Source organism: Pseudomonas sp. BYT-1, from assembly GCF_023611805.1.
Classification (GTDB): domain Bacteria; phylum Pseudomonadota; class Gammaproteobacteria; order Pseudomonadales; family Pseudomonadaceae; genus Aquipseudomonas; species Aquipseudomonas guariconensis.
Window position 1 is genome coordinate 3,793,850 of record NZ_CP072559.1, and the last position, 19,632, is coordinate 3,813,481.

The following is a 19,632-nucleotide window of genomic DNA, read 5'->3' on the forward strand; positions in this document are numbered from 1 at the left end:
AATGGGACTGACGCGCCGCGAGGGGCCGCACAGCGGCCCTCTTGCGTATCAGAACGAGATGTTCAGCGCCGCGAACACCGCACGCCCTGGCTGGTTGTAGGTGTTGGCCCCCGAGCTGCTGGCGTTGCCGCCGCGCAGGATCTGCTTGTCGAAGACGTTGTTCACGCCCACGCGCACGTCGTAGTTGGCGTTGAACTTGTAGCCTGCGCTCACATCCACCAGGCCGTAGGCGTCCACGTCCTGCTGGGCAGTTTTGTCGTAGTCCTGTTGAGTGCGGTAGTTGTAAGTCGGTGACTTCTGCTTGCCAAAGTAGGTACCCGCCACCTGGAACGACAGCTTGTCGGTCGCGCGCCAGTCTAGGGTGCTGTTGACGGTGTACTCGGGAATCACCGACAGCGGCTCGCCGGTGTCACGGTTGTCGTTGTCGAGCATCCAGGTCAGGTTGGTGTTCCAGTCCAGGCTCGGCGTCAGTGCCATGAAGAAGTTGCCCTCGATCCCTTCCACCCGCGCCTTGCCCGCGTTCTCCCACTGGGTCACGCGGCGCCCGCCATTGATGGCGTAGACCACGTCGGTGCCACCGATAATCTTGTTCTGGTAGTCGTTACGGAAGTAGGTCGCGCTGGTGCGCCAGGTGCCACGGTCGTACAGCAGGCCGATTTCCTTGTTGACGCTGATCTCGGGCTTGAGGTCGTCGTTGCCCTGCAGGTAGCAGCCACCGGAGTTGCTCTGCTGCGTGCTGCAACCGTTGCCGCGGCTGTAGAGCAAGTAGTTCGGGTTGGACTGGTACAGGTTCGGGGTCTTGTACGCCCGGGCGATACCGCCTTTGACACTCAGCGCATCGGTGAGCTTGTGCGACAGGTTCAGGCTCGGGCTGAAGTTGTCACCGAAGCGCTCGTGATGGTCGAAGCGCAGGCCCGGGGTGATGGTGGTATCGCCGACGATGATGTTGTCTTCGACGAACAACGCATAGCTGCGGGCGGTCATCTTGGTGTCGCTGCGGTCGAAGCCAATGATCGTGTCGTCGCCGCCGCCGCTGGGGTCGAAGCTCTGCGGACGGAACGAGCCTTGGTCGTTGAGCGACTCATAGAGGTACTCGCCACCGAGGGTCAGCACATGCTCGGTGCTGCCCAGGGCGAACGGCAGGTTCACTTCGCTGCTCAAGCGTGTGTTGCGCAGGCGCGACATCGCCGAGCCGGCATCGTTGGGCGCCCCCTCGACGCTGCCGGCCAGGCCTTCGTTCAGGCGCCAGTTGCGCACGTACTCGTAGGCCAGCACGGTCTTGCTGGCCCCCCAGGTGAAGTCGCCCAGGTGGGTCAGGTCATAGGTGCCGCGCTGCATGACGTTGGTTTCATGGCCATACAGCTCGGACATAAGCTCCAGGTTGCCACCCCCGTTACTGTTCATGGTATCGCCGGCAAAGAGGTTGCCCTGGCGGCTGTAGCCGGCGCTGACTTCAAGGCGGTGCTCGTCGTTGAGCCTCCAGCTCAACAGGCCGTTGATGTCTTTGTTGCGCACCCCTTCCCGGCCGGCCACCAAGGCACTGTTGGCGTGATCGGCGTTGATGTCCAGGTCGTCGGCATCGGTCTTGGCCAGGCCGCCATAGAGGCGAAAACCCAGGTTCTCGGTCAGGCCGCCGCTGAGGTTGAAGTTGGCCCGTCGGCTAGCGCCTTCTGCACTGTCCTCAGGCAACTGGGTAAACAGGCTGACGTTGCCCTTGAATGCTTCGGTGGGGCGCTTGGTGATGATGTTCACCACACCGCCCATGGCACCGGAGCCATAACGTGCTGCGGCCGGGCCACGAAGAATTTCGATGCGCTCGACGGCCTCTGCCGGCACCCAGTTGGTCTCGCCACGGGTGTCACGGTCGCCGTTCCAGCCGTAACGCACCGAGTTGCGGGCGCTGGAGGGCTTGCCGTCGATGAGGATGAGGGTGTTTTCCGGGCCCATGCCGCGCAGGTCGATCTGGCGGTTGTTGCCACGCGCGCCGCTGGCGCTGTTGCCGGTCAGGTTGACCCCAGGCTCGCGGCGGATGAGCTCGGACAGGTCATTGGCCGGCGGATGACGCTTGATGTCCTCCTCAGTGATGATCGACGAACCCAGCGCCTGACGAGCCTCGCGCTCGGCGGTGACCAGGGTGTCCTGGATCACCAGCGCATTGCTGTCGATCGGCACTTCCAGTACTTCACCGGCCGGCCTCTCCTCGGCCTGGGCCGCGGTCGCCACCATGGCTGGCGAGGCCAGCGCGACGAAGGCCAGGGCCAGGCTGTTGGGTGAAGTTCTGGGTTGCATGGGGCATCTCCTGCGGTTCATGGGCAAAGGCACGACCCGGCCCGCCAGCCGACGAGCCCTCGCCCACCGACCTTGCAGGCAAATTGCCGGGTCCACAGGGAGGCTGAATATAATGATTCTCAAATGGGTTTAAATCTTATTTACGAAATTTACAGATTGCCGAGGAACTTTCAAACGCCTCAGCCGATGGCTCTACGACGGGGTAATCCACTCTCCTAAGAGGCGTCGCGGCGGCAAGGCCGTTGCCCGAATATATGAAATTCCATATATTTGTTTTTCCGCATATTTTGAAGCAATCGTTGTTGATGCTCACGCCGTCCTATTTCCCCCAGCGCCTGGCAGACGAAACCGCCAGTGCGTCACCTGCTGCCAAGGAGCGCGCACGATGCTAGCTGCCGCCGCTGTCTTTCTGTTCACCTTGATTCTGGTCATCTGGCAACCCAAAGGCTTGGGTGTTGGCTGGAGCGCCAGCCTCGGCGCGTTGCTCGCCTTGCTGGTGGGTGCTGTATCGCTGCAGGATATCCCCACGGTCTGGGCGATCATCTGGAACGCCACTGCCACCTTCATTGCCATCATCATCGTCAGCCTGTTGCTGGACGAAGCGGGCTTCTTCGAATGGGCTGCCTTGCACGTGGCGCGCTGGGCGCGCGGCGACGGGCGACGCCTGTTCATGTTCATCGTGCTGCTGGGAGCGGCGGTATCGGCGCTGTTCGCCAACGATGGGGCCGCCTTGATCCTCACCCCGATCGTCATGTCCATGCTGATGGCCTTGCGCTTCTCCGGCGCGGCCACCCTGGCCTTCGTGATGGCCGCAGGTTTCATTGCCGATACGGCGAGCCTGCCACTGGTGGTGTCGAACCTGGTGAACATCGTCTCGGCCGACTATTTCGGCCTGGGCTTCTCGACCTATGCCTCGGTGATGCTTCCGGTCAACTTGGCTGCGGTGCTCGCCACCTTGCTGGTGCTGTTTCTGTACTTTCGGCGAGACATCCCGGCGCACTATGCGCTCGACGACCTCAAGTCCCCGGCCATGGCCATCCGCGACCGCGCCACCTTCCGCGTCGGCGTGTGGGTATTGGTCGCACTGCTGGCAGGCCTGTTCGTCCTGGAGCCGCTGGGTATCCCCATCAGTGCCGTGGCGGCAGCCTGCGCCGCCGTGCTGTTCATCGTGGCCGCCCGCGGTCATGTGATCGCCACCCACCGCGTGCTGCGCGAAGCGCCCTGGCAGATCGTGGTGTTTTCCCTGGGGATGTACCTGGTGGTCTACGGCCTGCGTAACGCCGGGCTGACCGACTCGCTCACCGCCCTGCTCGATCGCCTGGCCGCCCAAGGCCTGTGGGCTGCCACTCTGGGCACCGGGTTGGTCGCGGCGCTGCTGTCTTCGGTGATGAACAACATGCCCAGCGTACTGATCGGCGCCCTGTCGATCCATGCCAGCGACGCTCAAGGCGTAGTGCGCGAGGCGATGATCTACGCCAACGTCATCGGCTGCGACCTGGGCCCGAAGATCACCCCGATCGGCAGTCTGGCAACCCTGCTGTGGCTACATGTGCTGGCGCGCAAAGGCGTGCGTATCACCTGGGGCTACTACTTCAAGGTCGGCATCCTGCTGACCCTGCCGGTGCTGCTTGTCACCCTCTCGGCATTGGCCTTGCGGCTAAGCCTCTGAGCCCGAAAGTCCTGCGATGCCGCCGGCTCACGTGGCAGCACACCTGCGCCTTGGCCACTCACGTTATCTCAATCGCCAGTCCCCATGTCCTACAGTGAATACGGTCGCGTCCATTCGGACGCGGCACGGATTCCGAGGTCTGCGATGCGTGGCGCTGACAACTTCGATTCATCACCGCCCAGCCGGGCACTCCCCTCCATCCCCCGCAGCGTCTGGGCATTGGGCTTCGTCTCGATGTTCATGGACATCTCGTCGGAGATGATCCACGCCTTGCTGCCGCTGTACATGGTGTCGGTGCTGGGCACATCGGTGGTGGCGGTGGGGTTAATCGAGGGCGTGGCCGAGGCGACGGCGTCGATCACCAAGGTGTTTTCCGGCGCGCTCAGCGACTGGCTGGGCAAACGCAAGCTGCTCACTGTGCTCGGCTATGGCCTGGCAGCCTTGACCAAACCGGTCTTTCCATTGGCCTCAGGGCTGGAATGGCTGACCGCAGCGCGTTTTGTCGACCGTATCGGCAAGGGAATCCGCGGAGCACCGCGTGACGCACTGATCGCCGATATCACGCCGACTGGGCTGCGCGGCGCGGCTTTCGGCCTGCGCCAGGCGCTGGACACCGTGGGCGCCTTTGTCGGGCCGCTGCTGGCGATCGCGCTGATGTGGCTGACCGCCAGCCACTTCCAGACAGTGTTCTGGGTGGCGGTGATTCCAGCGTTCCTCGCCGTCTTCGTGCTGATCGCCTGCGTCCACGAGCCCGACGCCCCTACCCCTGGGCGGGCGGTGCGCTCGCCATTGGCACTGGACGAACTGGCGCGACTGGGCCCGGCGTACTGGCGGCTGATCGGTCTGGTCATGGTGTTCACCCTGGCGCGTTTCAGCGAGGCCTTCTTGCTCCTGCGCGCCCAGGACATGGGCCTGGCGCCACTCTGGGCACCGGCGGTGCTGGTGCTGATGGCCTTGGCCTATTCGCTGTCGGCCTACCCCGCGGGTGCGCTGTCGGACCGCGTCGGCCGCCGGGGCGTGCTGATGATGGGGCTGGGCTTGCTGATTGCCGCCGACCTGGCGCTGGCCTTGTTGCCGGGCTGGGCCGGGCTGGCATTGGGAGTGGTGGTGTGGGGGCTGCATCTGGGCTTCACCCAAGGCATCTTCAGTGCCTTGATCGCCGACAGCGCACCGGCGAACCTACGCGGCACAGCATTTGGCCTGTTCAATCTGCTGTCGGGTGTGGCCCTGCTGATTGCCAGCGTGATGGCCGGCCTGCTGTGGGATGGAGTCGGCTACCAGGCGACGTTTCTGGTCGGCGCCGCGTTCGCCAGCGCCACCCTCGCCGGGGTGGCGCTGCTGCGTGGCGCGAGCGCGGGCTGAGCCCCGCTAAGCCAGCACGTCTTGGGTCGGCTGCTGTTCAAGCAACGACCAAGCACCCTGCCCATCCATTTCCAGGCGGTGAGTGTGGAACGTCGCCAGCGTGCTGCGGTGTCCGACACTGACCAGCAAGGTGTCAGGCATTTCGGAGCGCAGCAATGAATACAACGCATGCTCCAGCCCTTCATCCATCGCTGAGGTGGACTCGTCGAGGAACACCACCTGTGGCCGGTTGAACAACAACCGTGCGAAGGCCAGGCGCTGCTGCTCGCCCACCGAGAGAATGTTCGACCAATCGTTGCTGACCTCCAGGCGCTCGGCCAGGTGGGCCAGGTTGACTTGACGCAGGGCCTGTTGCATGCGCGCATCGTCTGCGGCTGTCGCAAGCGCGGGATAAGCAATAGCGGTCCGCAAGTCACCCAACGGCACGTATGGGCGCTGCGACAGGAACAACGCCTGGTTGCCCAGCGGCCGTCTGACCTCACCCTCGGCATAAGGCCACAGGCCAGCCAGGGCGCGCAGCAAGGTGGTTTTGCCGCTGCCCGAAGGCCCTTTGATCAACAGCGCCTGGCCGGCACGCAGACGCAGGTCCAGGTCGGCGATCAGCGTATGGCCGTCCGGGCGCAATACCTGCAAGCCGGCGATCTCCAGCCCCTGCGCCTGTTCCTGGGTGGTGACCCGAGGAAGCGTGCTGGCCTGTTGGTTGGCGTCGAGAAACCCGGTGAGACGGTCAAGAGTGGCGCGATATTGGGCAAACGTGTCGTAGGACTCACGGAAGAACGACAGCGAATCCTGAACCTGGCCGAACGCCTGGGAGGTCTGCATCACATCCCCAAGCTTGATCGCCCCACTGAAGAACCGCGGCGCCTGGAGAATGAACGGAAACACCACGGCGACCTGGCTGATGCCCAGGTTGAAGCCGTTGAACTTCAGGCTCCGATAGACCAGCGCCCAGACGTTGACGATCAGTGCGCCAAAGCGTCCCAGCAAGGTCCCACGCTCGACCTGAGCACCCTGGTAAAAAGCGATGTTCTCGGCGTTTTCACGCAGGCGCATCAGGGCATAACGGAAGTTCGCGGTGAGTTTTTCATTCAAGAAATTCAGGCGGATCAGCGGCCGCCCGAGGCGAAATGCGATCCACGTGGCGACGATCACATACAGGTACACCGCAAATACCATCGCCCGGGGGATTTCCACCCCACCCAGCGTCAAGGGCGCCGACAGCCCCCACAGGATCGCGGTGAACGCCACCAGCGAGACCAGCGCACTGACGGCGCCCAAGGCCAAGGACACCGAACCTGTGACGAACGCGTTGACGTCCAGTTCGATACGCTGGTCAGGGTTGTCCACCGGCTCGGCGAGAAACCGCCCGCGGTAATAGGCATCGCCCTTCATCCAGTCTGCGGTCAGGCGCTCGGTGAGCCAGACACGCCAATCAATGTTGAACGCCTGGGTGACGTAATAGGTGAACAGCGAGCGCAGCACATGGATGGTGGCCAGCACCGCGAACACGCCCAGCAGGTACCAGAAGGCTGTCTGGTCCAGGGCCTGCAAGGCGCTGTAGAAGCCGTTGTACCAGAACGAGAACAGCACGTTCAGGCGCACCGAGAACAGCGTCAGCACCAGCAACAGGGCAAACACCAACAGCGGGCGCCAACTGCGTCTGAAACTGAAGTAAGGCCCGGCGAGGGACCAGAATTGACGCCCCCAACGCGTAAAACGCACCGCCAAAGCGCCAGCGGCGGTGAAACCGATGAGGGTGATGATGGAGGCGATTGCGAGCCAGCTCAGGCTTTCTTGCAGGGCCTGGTGCCAGTTCATGTCCATAGCGGGGTATCCATTTGCGAGGTTTTTGCGAGCGTAGCATTCCCCGACGATTTATCTGGCATCCATGACGGACTTTTCATGTTTGCCAGGCGCCAATCGCGGGACACGTCGAAGCGCCTAACCTGCGCACCGGCTTGCCCCGCGATCGGACTGCAAAGCAGCCCTGCTGGTCTACGGCCTCACGCCGCCTGCTGCAGCGCCTCCTTCACCAACGGATCCACCCCCTCCCCGCCATCAGCCTGCAGTCGCTCCCCCAACTGCCGACGCATCGCCGGCGTCCAGAAGCTTTGCAAATGCTGCCTCACGCCCTGCACTGCCAGCGCCCGGTCAGGCTCGCTGGCAAAGTACTGGGCAATCTGGTTGGCCATCTTGACCAGGCTGTCATGACCGCTCATCGACGCACCTCGGCTTTCTCGGATTTCTCGGCCTGGCGACGCTCCTTGAGCAGGCGCTGTTGCTCGTCACTGAACGCCTGGTAACGCTTCTGCCATTCCGAGGGCTGGAACACCTTGACCACCTCTACCGCCGTCACTTTGTACTCAGGGCAATTGGTGGCCCAGTCGGAGTTGTCGGTGGTGATCACGTTGGCGCCGGATTCGGGGAAGTGGAAGGTGGTGTACACCACCCCCGGTGCTACGCGGGAACTGACCTTGGCGCGCAGTACGGTCTGCCCTGCCCGGCTGCCCACGCCCACCCAATCGCCATCGCTGATACCACGAGCCTCGGCGTCGTTGGGGTGGATCTCCAGGCGGTCTTCGGCGTGCCAGGCGACGTTGCCGGTACGTCGGGTCTGGGCGCCGACGTTGTATTGGCTGAGGATACGGCCAGTGGTCAGCAGCAGCGGGAAGCGGCTGTTGACCTTCTCGTCGGTAGGCACGTAGCCGGTGAGCATGAAGCGCCCCTTGCCACGCACGAACTGGTCGATGTGCATGGTCGGGGTGCCGTCGGGCGCTGCGTCGTTGCACGGCCATTGCAAGCTGCCATGGCGGTCGATCTCGGCATAGCTGACCCGGTGGAAAGTCGGCGTCAGGCGCGCGATTTCGTCCATGATCTCGGACGGATGACGGTAGTCCATCCGATAGCCCAGGGCGTTGGCCAGGGCGACGGTGGCTTCCCAGTCGGCCTTGCCGGCCAGCGGGTCCATGACCTTGCGCACCCGCGAGATGCGGCGCTCGGCGTTGGTGAAGGTGCCGTCCTTCTCCAGGAAGGAGCTGCCCGGCAGGAACACGTGGGCGAACTTGGCCGTCTCGTTGAGGAAGATGTCCTGCACCACCACGCACTCCATGGCCATCAAGGCCGCGGTGACGTGCTGGGTGTTGGGGTCGCTCTGGGCGATGTCTTCGCCCTGGCAGTAGAGCGCCTTGAAGCTGCCATCGAGGGCCGCCTCGAACATGTTGGGAATGCGCAGGCCCGGATCAGGCTGCAGGGTCACGCCCCAGGCCTGTTCGAACTCGGCGCGCACGGTTTCGTTGGAGATGTGCCGGTAGCCCGGCAGCTCGTGAGGGAACGAGCCCATGTCGCAGGAGCCCTGCACGTTGTTCTGTCCCCGCAGCGGGTTCACGCCCACGCCTTCACGGCCGACGTTGCCGGTGGCCATGGCCAGGTTGGCGATGCCCATCACCGCGGTACTGCCCTGGCTGTGCTCGGTGACCCCCAGGCCGTAGTAGATCGCCGCGTTGCCGCCGGTGGCGTACAAGCGGGCGGCTTCGCGGATCTGCTCGGCAGGCACGCCGCACACCAGGCCAAGCGTCTCCGGGGCGTTTTCCGGCAGGCTGACGAAATCACGCCAGCGGGCGAAGTCTTGCGCCTCGCAGCGAGCATCGACGAACGGCTGGTCCACCAAGCCTTCAGTGACGATCACATGGGCCAGGGCATTGAGCATGGCCACGTTGGTACCCGGACGCAGTTGCAGGTGCAACTCGGCGCGGGCGTGGGGCGAATCCACCAGGTCGATGCGCCGTGGGTCGATGACGATCAGCCGCGCGCCCTGGCGCAGCCGGCGCTTGAGCTGAGAGCCGAACACCGGGTGGGCGTCGGTGGGGTTGGCGCCGATCACCAGGATCACATCGGCCTGCATCACCGAGTCGAAGCTCTGGGTACCGGCGGATTCGCCCAGGGTCTGCTTGAGGCCATAGCCGGTCGGCGAATGGCACACCCGCGCGCAGGTATCGACGTTGTTGTTGCCGAAAGCGGCGCGTACCAGCTTCTGCACCAGGTACGCTTCTTCGTTGGTGCAACGGCTGGAGGTGATGCCGCCGATGGAGTCACGTCCATGCTTGAGCTGGATACGCCGGAACTCGCTGGCGGCATAGTTGACCGCCTCATCCCAGCTGACCTCTTGCCACGGGTCGTTGATGTGCTTGCGGATCATCGGCTTGGTGACGCGATCCGGGTGGGTCGCATAGCCCCAGGCGAAGCGGCCCTTGACGCAGGCGTGGCCGTGGTTGGCGCCGCCGTTCTTGTCCGGGACCATGCGCACCAGTTGGTCGCCCTTCATCTCGGCGCGGAACGAACAGCCCACGCCGCAGTAGGCGCAGGTGGTGATCACCGCGCGCTCGGGCTGGCCCAGCTGGATCAGGCTCTTCTCGCTCAGGGTCGCGGTCGGGCAGGCCTGCACACAGGCGCCGCAGGATACGCACTCGGAGCTCAGGAAGTCGTCACCACCGGCCGCCGCCACGCGGGACTCGAAACCACGACCGGTGATGGTCAGGGCGAAGGTGCCCTGGATATCTTCGCAGGCGCGCACGCAGCGGCTGCAGACGATGCACTTGCTCGGCTCGTAGTCGAAGTACGGGTTGGAGACGTCCTTCTTCTCCTTCAGGTGGTTGGCACCGTCGTAGCCGTAGCGCACCTCGCGCAGGCCGACCTGGCCCGCGACCGTCTGCAATTCGCAGTTGCCGTTGGCCGAACAGGTCAGGCAGTCCAGCGGGTGGTCGGAGATGTACAGCTCCATGACATTGCGCCGCAGATCGGCCAGGCGCGAGGTCTGGGTCCGCACCACCATGCCTTCGCTCACCGGCGTCGTGCACGAAGCCGGGTAGCCGCGCATGCCCTCGATTTCGACCATGCACATGCGGCAGGAGCCGAAGGCTTCCAGGCTGTCGGTGGCGCACAGTTTGGGAATGGTGGTGCCAAGCAAGGCCGCGGCGCGCATCACCGAGGTGCCGGCAGGCACGCTGATCTCACGGCCATCGATGACCAGGCTGACCTGCACGTCGCTTTCGCGCGCGGGGGTTCCCAAGTCGAGGTCGTTGGTGGGGTCGAAGAAATTGATCACTGGGCGGCCTCCGTGGTGGTCAGACCGAAGTCAGCAGGGAAATACTTGAGGGCACTGGCCACCGGATACGAGGTCATCCCGCCCATGGCGCAGAGCGAGCCGTACTGCAGGGTGTCGCACAGGTCGCGCAGCAATAGCGCCTGGTCTTCACGCTCGGCCATGTCGGTGCTGGCGATCAGCCGATCCACCACTTCCATGCCGCGGGTCGAGCCGATCCGGCAAGGGGTGCATTTGCCGCAGGATTCCTCGGCGCAGAACTGCAAGGCAAAGCGGGCCATGCTGGCCATGTTCAGCGTGTCGTCAGCTACCACCACACCGCCATGACCCAGCATCGCGCCCATGGCAGCGAAGGCCTCGTAGTCCAGCGGCGTGTCGAAGCCACTGGGCGGCACCCAGGCGCCCAACGGCCCGCCCACCTGTGCGGCCTTGAGCGGCCGGCCACTGGCCGTGCCGCCACCGTAGCCTTCCACCAACTCACGCAGGGTAAGACCGAAGGCACGCTCCACCAGCCCACCGTGGCGAATGTTGCCAGCCAGTTGGAACGGCATGGTGCCCAGCGAGCGGCCCATGCCAAAGTCGCGATAGAACGCCGAACCCTTAGCCAGGATCACCGGCACCGAGGCCAGGGTGAGCACGTTGTGCACCAAGGTTGGCAGGCCGAACAGGCCTTCGAGGGCTGGCAACGGTGGCTTGGCCCGCACGATCCCCCGCTTGCCCTCGATGGACTCGAGCAGCGCGGTTTCCTCGCCGCAGATATAGGCGCCGGCGCCGACCCGCACTTCCAGGTCGAAGGCCAGGCCGCTGCCGGCGACGTCATCGCCCAGGTAGCCTGCCGCGCGGGCGATGTCGAAAGCGGCATTCAGTGCACGGATCGCATCCGGATACTCCGAACGCACATAGATGTAGCCCTTGGTAGCGCCGACGGCCAGGCCGGCAATGGCCATGCCCTCGATCAGCAGGAAGGGGTCGCCTTCCATCAGCATGCGGTCGGCGAACGTGCCGGAGTCACCTTCGTCGGCATTGCAGACCACGTACTTCTGCGCAGCCTGCGCGTCACGTACGGTGCGCCACTTGATACCTGCCGGGAATGCCGCACCACCCCGGCCACGCAGGCCAGAGTCGAGCACCGCCGCGACCACGTCCGCGCCATCGAGCGCCACGGCCCGGGTCAGGCCTTCGAAGCCCCCGTGGGCGCGGTAGTCCTCGAGCGACAAGGGCCGGGTGATACCGGCACGGGCGAACAGCAGGCGCTGCTGGGTTTTCAGATACGGGATCTCGGCCACCGGCCCAAGGGCCAACGAATGGCCCGCCGGCTCGCTCACCAAGGCATCCAGCAGGCTCGGCACATCTTCGGCGGCAACCGGGCCAAAGCCCAGGCGCTCGCCGGCTTGTTCCACTTCGACCAGCGGCTCCAGCCAATAGAGGCCGCGAGAGCTGGTGCGTTGAATGTCCACCGGCAGCTGTCGGCGCTCGGCCTCGCGGGCCAGTGCGTCGGCGACCTGGTCGGCGCCTACCGCGCGGGCGACCGAATCGCACGGAACGAATAGCTTCAGCATGCTTCTTCCTCCCGGCAGCCGTTGACCAAGGCGCTCAGGCGCTCAGGGGTCAGGCGCGCGTGCAGTTGCCCGTCCAGTTCCAGGGCTGGCGAACAGGCGCACGCACCCAGGCAATACACCGGCTGCAGACTGATGGCGCCATCGGCGGTGGTGCCGTGATCGTCCAGCGCCAACTGCTCACGCAATTGCGCGGCCAGCGCCTCGGCGCCCCGGCTCTGGCAGGACTCGGCCCGGCACAGGCGCAAGGTATGGCGCGCCGGGGGCGAAGTACGGAAATCGTGATAGAAGCTGATCACCCCGCGCACCTCAGCCAGGCTGAGGTTCAGGGCATGGGCGATTTCAGGGACGGCGACGTCAGGCACGTAGCCTACGTCTTCCTGGATGGCATGGAGGACCGGCAGCAAGGCACCGGCGGTGTCCTTGTAGCGCTCCAGCACGCGCTGGATCAATGGCAGGTGAAGCGTCTCTTCAGGCATACAGCGGACCTCGGCATCACGGACCGCTGCAGGGCAAGCGTCCGGCGTCTTCTGCTGCGGCGCACCGTCCATGTCACGGTCACATGGTCACCGGGCGCCCTCCGTACCTAGGCCCTGCGTCTGCGCGCAGTGGGTCCGTAGGCATCCTGCAAGCATGGCACCCCTGGCGCTGGAAGGTTGCGCCCAAGCGACAGGGCTCATTCTGAAACCGACGCGGGGATGGTACCTCTGCGATCGAATCTGCCTGGCGTCTTGCGGCGCCTTGGTTTTCCAAAGCCAAAGCACAACGCCGCCAAGCAGAAGAACGATTGTCACGCCCAACGCTCTCTCAGCTGGCACTTTGCCGACATTGCATCGGCATGTGACCTGCACGATTCGAAGCCATGGGAGCGTCAGGCGCTTACATCTGTCACAACAGGTCGGGGAACGCAGCGCCAAGCAGGACCGGATCCTTCAGGATCGATGCACTGCTGGCGATATCCGGGGCCAGCCAACGGTCCTGGGCATAGGCCGGGACCCGTTCGCGCAACAACCGCCAGGCAATGTGGGTACCGGCGCCAAAGCGTTGCTGCTTGAGGAACTCGAACGCTTGGGCCGCCAACAGGTATTCGATGGCGAGGATCTGCGTACAGTTCTCCAGAGCCCGGTGCAGCTTCAACCCGGCATTGGTGCCCATGCTCAAGTGGTCCTCCTGCAGCCCGGAGGTGACGTAGTTGTCGATGACTGCCGGTTGTGCCAGCTGACGGTTTTCCGCACAGAGTGAAGCGGCCACGTACTGAACAATCATCATGCCCGAATTCACACCCGGTTGGCTGACCAGAAAAGCCGGCAAACCGCTTACCAACGGGTTGATCAGGCGATCGAGACGACGCTCGGCAATGGCCCCGATCTCGGCCACCGCGATGGCCAGCAAGTCGGCCGCCATGGCCACGGACTGGCCGTGCGGGTTGGCCTGGGAAACCACCCGGTACGACTCGGGTGTACCCAGCAACATCGGGTTGTCGGTAGAGGAGTTGAGTTCGGTCTCGATCTGCCGCGCCGCGTGTGCCAACTGATCGCGCGCGGCGCCATGCACCTGCGGAATCGAGCGAATGCTCAAGGCATCCTGGGTGCGAATGCCACGGCTGCTGGCAATGATCTCGCTGCCGTCCAGCAGGCGGCGCAAGTTGCTGCCCACACGCTGCATGCCCGGGTGCGGTTTCATCGCGATGATTTCAGGGTCGAAGGCATCGAACTGGCCACGCAGGGCCTCGAAGCTCATGGCGCCGATGACATCGGCCCATTGGCTCAAGCGCGTGGCGTCGTCCAGGGACAGGCAGGCCAGGCCGGTCATGCACGGGGTGCCGTTGACCAAGCACAGACCATCCTTGGCTCCCAGTTTCAGCGGTGACAGGCCGACCTCGGCCAAGGCTTGCTGCGCCGGCACGATCTGGCCACGGTAGCTGACCTGGCCGACGCCCAACAAGCTGATACTGATATGGGCCATGTGGGTCAGGTAGCCCACCGAACCCTGTTTCGGCACCTGCGGGGTGATGTGCTCGTTGAGCAGCGTCAGCAGCGCCTCGACCACCTTGCGCTGCAAGCCGGAACGGCCCTGGCAGAAATTGATGATCGCCGCGCACATGATCGCCCGGGTCTGTTCGTCCGACAGCGCCGTACCCACGCCGCAGGCATGGCTGAGCAAGGTGTTGCGCGACAGCTGGCTGAGTTGTTCGTCCTGCAACGACACATTGCACAGGGCGCCAAGCCCGGTATTGACGCCATAGGCGCGCTCACCGCTGGCAACGATGCGCTGGACGATCGCCTGGGCGTTCTCGATCCGCGCCCAGGCCGATGGGGCCAGCTCAAGCTTCGCCCCATGCCGCGCCACGGCTACCACATCCTGCCAGCGCATAGGCGCTTCGGCGATGATGATTCTTTCGGCAATCGACATACACGCGGTTCCTTAAAGCGAAGCTACGCGGCGTTGCACGAAACGATCGACGTATTCGTCCGCAGGCTGGTAGAGAATTTCCTTCGGTGTGCCGACCTGGATCAGGCGACCGTCCTTGAGAATGGCAATGCGGTTGCCGATACGCACCGCTTCATCCAGATCGTGCGTGATGAAGACGATGGTCTTGTGCAGGGTTTTCTGCAGCTCAAGCAACTGGTCCTGCATTTCGGCGCGAATCAGCGGATCGAGCGCACTGAAGGCTTCGTCCATGAGGATGATGTCGGTATCGGCGGCCAAGGCTCGGGCCAGGCCGACGCGTTGACGCATGCCACCCGACAACTGATGCGGGTACGATTTTTCGTAGCCCTTGAGGCCCACGGTGTTGATCCAGTGCAGCGCTCGCTCAGCGCACATGGCCTTGCTCTCACCACGGACTTTCAGGCCATACGCGACGTTGTCCAGCACGGTGCGGTGCGGCAACAAGCCGAAGCTCTGGAACACCATGCTGATCTTGTGCCGGCGGAATTCGCGCAGGGCTTGCATGTCGTATTGCAGGATGTTCTCGCCATCGACCAGGATCTCGCCGCTGGTCGGCTCGATCAGGCGGTTGAAATGACGCACCAGGGTCGACTTGCCCGAACCCGACAGCCCCATGATCACGAAGATCTCGCCGCTGCCGATGGACAGCGAGAGATCGTTGACCCCGACCACGCAGCCGGTTTGGGCCAGCACCTGATCCTTGGCTTTTTTCTGGCGGATCATTTGCAGGGCATCTTCGGCGCGAGCACCGAAAACCTTGAAGACATGCTTGACTTCGATCTTGTTCATCATCGGCTTGTCGCTCATTTGCCCACCCCATGCCGTGGCCGGCCATAGGCCTGGGTAATACGGTCGATCACGACCGCCAGAATCACGATGGCCAGGCCCGCTTCGAGGCCGCGGCCCACGTTCAGGGTCTGGATGCCGACCAGCACATCTTCACCCAAGCCACGAGCACCGATCATCGAGGCGATGACCACCATCGACAGGGCCATCATGGTGGTCTGGTTGATCCCGGCCATGATGCTCGGCAATGCCAGTGGCAACTGCACGCCGAACAGTTGCTGCAGGCGATTGGCACCAAAGGCATTGATCGCCTCCATGACCTCGCCGTCCACCTGGCGAATGCCTAGATCGGTCAGGCGAATGAGCGGCGGAGCGGCATAGATGACGGTGGCAAAGATCGCCGGCACCTTGCCCAGGCCGAACAGCATCAGGACCGGAATCAGGTACACGAAGCTGGGCATGGTCTGCATGATGTCGAGCAATGGCATCAGCACCGCCCGCAGCCGATCGTTACGCGCCGAAAGGACACCCAGCGGAATACCGACCAGGACCGAGATCAGCGTGGCCACCAGCATCAGCGCCAAGGTCTGCATCAGCTTGTCCCACAGGCCCACCGCACCGACCAGGAACAGCAAGCCGACGATCACCACCGTGGTCACGACTTTACGGGTGGAGTGCCAGGCGATGCCCGCGACGATGGCCAGGACCAGCCACCAAGGAGTTGCGCGTAGCAGGCCTTCGAGGTTGACGATGGCCCACAACAGAGTGTCGGAAATGTGCCGGAACACGTCACCGTAGTTGCTTACCAGCGCATCGACCCAGCCATTGACCCAGTCGGCAATGGAAAACGTGAAGTTTTTCGGAAACATGGAATTGTCTCGAGCAAGTGCATGAAGCGGACCGTCGCGTGGCCTGTCCGGCAGGAGCCGGACGACCCCACAGGCTCAGAGTGCTGCGCCTACCTTTTTGGCAGCGTCTTCGCTGACCCAGCTGTGCCAGATTTCGGGGTGTTCCTTGAGGAACAACCTGGCCAGCTCGGGCGACTCGATACGGTCCTTACTCATGCGCGCCAGGTTCTGGTTCAGCAGGTCGATCGGCAGATTGATCTTTTCGAGCACCGCCACCAGTTCCGGCGCCTGCTCGTGGAAGGCCTTCGACACCCCAACCTTGATGGTCACGGATTTATCCACACCGGGTTGCTCGTCCAGCTTGACCAGGTCGGCCTGGCCCATCAGCGGGGTCGGCGACCAGTAATAGAACAGGATCGGCTCGCCGCGCTTGTAGCTCGACAGAACGGCGGCATCCAGTGCCGGGCCGGTGCCCGGGCGGAAGTTGGTATAGGCGTTTTCCAGACCATAGCGCTTGAGCATTTCGCTGTTGTCCAGCTCACAGGTCCAACCAGCCGGGCAATTGTAGAAGCGCCCTTTGTCCGGCTCTTCCGGGTCCTTGAAGACTTGAGCGTATTGCTTCAGATCGGCGATGCTCTTGAGGTTTGGCGCCTTGGCTTCGAGATTGCGCCCGGCATCGCCTTCGATCACATAACGCGGCACATACCAGCCTTCGACCGCACCAACCACCGGCGAGCCGATGCCGACGACCTTGCCGGCCGCCGCAGCCTTGTTCCAGACCTCGCTGCGCCCTACCCACTCTTCAGCAAACACCTGGATATCGTTGCTGCTCAAGGCGTTTTCCATGGAAATGGAATTACCCGGCAGGCTGTCGGTATCACAGCCATAACCATTTTTCAGCACGAACTGCATCACGTCGGTGAGCAGCATCCCGCTTTCCCAGTTCAAACCGGCGAATTTCACCGGCTTGCCAGACTCGCACCAGCCGGCCGCCTGGCTGACGCCAGCGGACGCCAGCAGCCCGAAAGAAAGTGTCGTAGTCAGCAGAGCCTTTGTAATTGTCATTGTGACGCTCCCAAACAAGAACATTGATTGCAGTAGTCGAGGGCATCCGGCCCAAAGAGGGACGCCAGACTGGCTGAGGACCCTTGCCTTGGTGAGCACTGCGTGGGCGAAATATTTCATAACCTAAAAAAAGGATAAAATAATAAGTACTGATGCATCACAAAGGTAAAACCTATGAAGTTCACACTGCGGCAACTTCGCTATGCGCTCGCAGCGGCCAAGCACGGAAACCTGACCACTGCCGCCATGGAACTTCATGTTTCACAACCCTCCATCTCGGCGGCCATCACCGAACTGGAGGAGGTCCTGGGTCAATCCATCTTCATACGCCAACGTGGCCTTGGCATATCGCTGACCCCTTTTGGTCGTACCGTCATGGTCCAGGCCCGTCGCGTTCTGGCAGAAGCTCAGACCTTTGCCGAGATCAATACCAATGCAGGCGAGTGCGTCGGGGAATTGGTGGTGGGATGCTTTGAAGACCTGGCGCCCTACTGCCTGCCACAAATCGTGCGACGGATGCAGGAGTCCTGCCCAAGGGTCACTGTCGATATGCGCGATGGCAGCTTCGATTATGTTGGCAAGCGGCTGGCTGAGGGGGCGATAGAGTTGGCGATCACCTACGACCTGGGTTTACCGCCGAACACTCAATGCACTCAACTGTGTCAGTTGACCGCTCAGGTACTGCTCTCGGCCGATCACCCACTGGCCAAACAGTCGCGTGTCAGTCTCAAGGCGCTCTCCGAATACACCTTGGTCGTCACCGATCAGGCCCAAAGTTGGCAGCATGTGCTAGACCTGTTCAGCTTTTACGATCTGTCACCCGCGGTCGTGCACCGGGTGCGCACGTTCGAGTTGCAGCGTAGCCTCGTCGCAAATGGGTTTGGCGTTGCGCTGATCTACACCCGGCCGTTTGGTGACCGCAGTTATGACGGTCAAGCGCTGGTATGTCGGCCGACCGAGGAAAAACTGCCAACGCATAGCATCGTGCTGGCGCATGATCAGCGCTATCCGCTGACGCCTTCGGCTGAGGCATTCAAGGAGTTGGCGGTGGCCTGGTTCGCGGAAAGACCGTCGTTTGCATCCGAATGAACAACGGGTGGGCAAGCCCTGATTGGTCGATGGCCTACCACTGCTCGCGTCCACCGGCACCTGCAGAGACACCTCAGAGACAACCACTCCACCAACCCGGTCTTCCGTCGCTTCACCCAAGCCTGCGCTGCCTGCTTGCGGGCGAACGTCTGGGCTTCTTGGTAGACTAGGACCGTTTTTTCTCGAGGCGGATCTGGACGGTATCGCTCACCGTACCATCGGCCTTTTTCCTTGCTCTGATCGTTGCCCTATTTTCGGTGGTACAAGCGCGTTTGGCAGTGGTACATCCCACTACTGTCACACCCAAAACGCCTTCAAAACCCCGGAAGATGGTACAAAAATGCGTAGACCAGAATGCCCTTAGAAACAGCCTTAACACCACAAACCACACGCCCTGAGCCCTCTCGGCGATTTAGCGTTGCACCGATGATGGATTGGACCGATCGCCATTGCCGGTTCTTCCTGCGCCTGCTCTCCAAGCACGCCCTGCTCTACACCGAAATGGTCACCACCGGTGCGCTGCTGCACAACGATGCCCATCGCTTCCTGCGCCATGACGACACAGAGCATCCGCTGGCCTTGCAGCTGGGCGGCAGTGTGCCGGCGGAGCTGGCGGCGTGCGCGCGGCTGGCCGAGGATGCCGGCTACGATGAGGTCAACCTCAACGTCGGCTGCCCGAGCGACCGGGTGCAGAACAACATGATCGGCGCCTGCCTGATGGGGCATCCGGCGTTGGTGGCCGATTGCGTCAAGGCCATGCGCGATGCGGTGGCTATTCCGGTCACGGTCAAGCACCGCATCGGCATCAATGGCCGTGACAGCTACGCCGAACTGTGCGATTTCGTGGGTCAGGTGCGTGACGCGGGTTGCCGCAGCTTCACCGTGCATGCGCGTATCGCCATCCTCGAAGGCCTGTCGCCCAAGGAGAACCGCGAAATTCCGCCGCTGCGCTATGACGTTGCTGCGCGACTGAAGGCCGATTTTCCGGATCTGGAGCTGGTGCTCAATGGCGGTATCAAGACGTTGGAAGAATGCCATGCGCACCTGCAGACCTTCGACGGCGTGATGCTGGGCCGCGAGGCCTACCACAACCCCTACCTGCTGGCCGAAGTGGACCAGCAGCTGTTCGGCAGCACCGCCCCGATGGTCAGCCGCAGCGAGGCGCTGGAGAAGCTGCGCCCGTACATCGTCGCGCATCTGCAAAGCGGCGGCGCCATGCATCACATCACCCGCCATATCCTCGGCCTGGGCCAGGGTTTCCCTGGCGCCCGACGCTTCCGCCAACTGCTGTCGGCGGACATCCACAAAGCCCCGGAGCCCCTGGCGATCTTCGAAAAGGCCGCCGAGCTGCTGCAAGGCCGCTGAGGGAACCCCCGGCGCGCTTTCGACTCGAACCTTCATTCTCTCGCCCGACCTGCC

14 protein-coding genes and 1 pseudogene are annotated in these 19,632 nt (G+C 63.2%); 4 read left to right on the plus strand and 11 right to left on the minus strand.

What is annotated here, in order from left to right; genetic code table 11:
• Positions 1-48: 48 nt before the first annotated feature.
• Entirely contained in the window at positions 49-2,289 is a 2,241-nt protein-coding gene (locus J5X93_RS17665) for a TonB-dependent siderophore receptor (protein WP_250033752.1), read from the minus strand.
• Positions 2,290-2,674: 385 nt separating this feature from the next.
• On the opposite strand from J5X93_RS17665, the gene J5X93_RS17670 reads away from it, so the two are divergent.
• Together J5X93_RS17670 and J5X93_RS17675 are read left to right on the plus strand one after the other, a co-directional pair.
• The gene (locus tag J5X93_RS17670) at positions 2,675-3,958 is read left to right on the plus strand and encodes an arsenic transporter (protein WP_182942667.1); all 1,284 of its coding nucleotides are present in this window, start codon (positions 2,675-2,677) and stop codon (positions 3,956-3,958) included.
• 144 nt (positions 3,959-4,102) lie between these two features.
• A complete protein-coding gene (locus tag J5X93_RS17675; RefSeq protein ID WP_090344000.1) occupies positions 4,103-5,320 on the plus strand; it encodes an MFS transporter in 1,218 nt (405 codons plus the stop codon).
• Positions 5,321-5,326: 6 nt separating this feature from the next.
• On the opposite strand, the gene J5X93_RS17680 is transcribed toward J5X93_RS17675, so the two are convergent.
• From J5X93_RS17680 to J5X93_RS17720, 9 genes are all read right to left on the minus strand, one after another.
• The gene (locus tag J5X93_RS17680; RefSeq protein ID WP_182942665.1) at positions 5,327-7,144 is read right to left on the minus strand and encodes an ABC transporter ATP-binding protein/permease; all 1,818 of its coding nucleotides are present in this window, start codon (positions 7,142-7,144) and stop codon (positions 5,327-5,329) included.
• 179 nt (positions 7,145-7,323) lie between these two features.
• On the minus strand, positions 7,324-7,539 hold the full coding sequence (locus tag J5X93_RS17685; RefSeq protein WP_070571044.1) for a formate dehydrogenase subunit delta: 216 nt from the start codon (positions 7,537-7,539) through the stop codon (positions 7,324-7,326).
• Positions 7,536-10,421, minus strand: coding sequence for a formate dehydrogenase subunit alpha (fdhF, locus tag J5X93_RS17690; RefSeq protein WP_182942663.1), 2,886 nt, complete (start codon positions 10,419-10,421; stop codon positions 7,536-7,538). The genes J5X93_RS17685 and fdhF overlap by 4 nt, the downstream gene beginning before the upstream one ends.
• The gene (locus J5X93_RS17695; RefSeq protein WP_043212921.1) at positions 10,418-11,977 is read right to left on the minus strand and encodes a formate dehydrogenase beta subunit; all 1,560 of its coding nucleotides are present in this window, start codon (positions 11,975-11,977) and stop codon (positions 10,418-10,420) included. Before J5X93_RS17695 ends, fdhF begins: the two co-directional genes overlap by 4 nt.
• A complete protein-coding gene (locus J5X93_RS17700; protein ID WP_250033753.1) occupies positions 11,971-12,453 on the minus strand; it encodes a formate dehydrogenase subunit gamma in 483 nt (160 codons plus the stop codon). Before J5X93_RS17700 ends, J5X93_RS17695 begins: the two co-directional genes overlap by 7 nt.
• 409 nt (positions 12,454-12,862) lie before the next feature.
• The gene (hutH, locus tag J5X93_RS17705; protein WP_043212919.1) at positions 12,863-14,386 is read right to left on the minus strand and encodes a histidine ammonia-lyase; all 1,524 of its coding nucleotides are present in this window, start codon (positions 14,384-14,386) and stop codon (positions 12,863-12,865) included.
• 12 nt (positions 14,387-14,398) lie between these two features.
• The gene (locus J5X93_RS17710; RefSeq protein WP_371906654.1) at positions 14,399-15,217 is read right to left on the minus strand and encodes a quaternary amine ABC transporter ATP-binding protein; all 819 of its coding nucleotides are present in this window, start codon (positions 15,215-15,217) and stop codon (positions 14,399-14,401) included.
• A gap of 11 nt (positions 15,218-15,228) precedes the next feature.
• Complete coding sequence (locus J5X93_RS17715) at positions 15,229-16,080, minus strand: ABC transporter permease (RefSeq protein WP_070571041.1); 852 nt, start codon at positions 16,078-16,080, stop codon at positions 15,229-15,231.
• A 75-nt stretch (positions 16,081-16,155) separates the two neighbouring features.
• Complete coding sequence (locus J5X93_RS17720) at positions 16,156-17,124, minus strand: ABC transporter substrate-binding protein (RefSeq protein ID WP_043212914.1); 969 nt, start codon at positions 17,122-17,124, stop codon at positions 16,156-16,158.
• Between the two features lie 174 nt (positions 17,125-17,298).
• On the opposite strand from J5X93_RS17720, the gene J5X93_RS17725 reads away from it, so the two are divergent.
• The gene (locus tag J5X93_RS17725) at positions 17,299-18,213 is read left to right on the plus strand and encodes a LysR family transcriptional regulator (protein ID WP_043212912.1); all 915 of its coding nucleotides are present in this window, start codon (positions 17,299-17,301) and stop codon (positions 18,211-18,213) included.
• 92 nt (positions 18,214-18,305) lie between these two features.
• Here the strand turns inward: J5X93_RS17725 and J5X93_RS17730 are convergent.
• Positions 18,306-18,500, minus strand: a pseudogene (locus J5X93_RS17730) (site-specific integrase); the annotation flags it as partial.
• A 67-nt stretch (positions 18,501-18,567) separates the two neighbouring features.
• Here J5X93_RS17730 and dusA point away from each other — a divergent pair.
• Entirely contained in the window at positions 18,568-19,578 is a 1,011-nt protein-coding gene (gene dusA, locus J5X93_RS17735; RefSeq protein WP_182942661.1) for a tRNA dihydrouridine(20/20a) synthase DusA, read from the plus strand.
• Positions 19,579-19,632 lie beyond the last annotated feature (54 nt).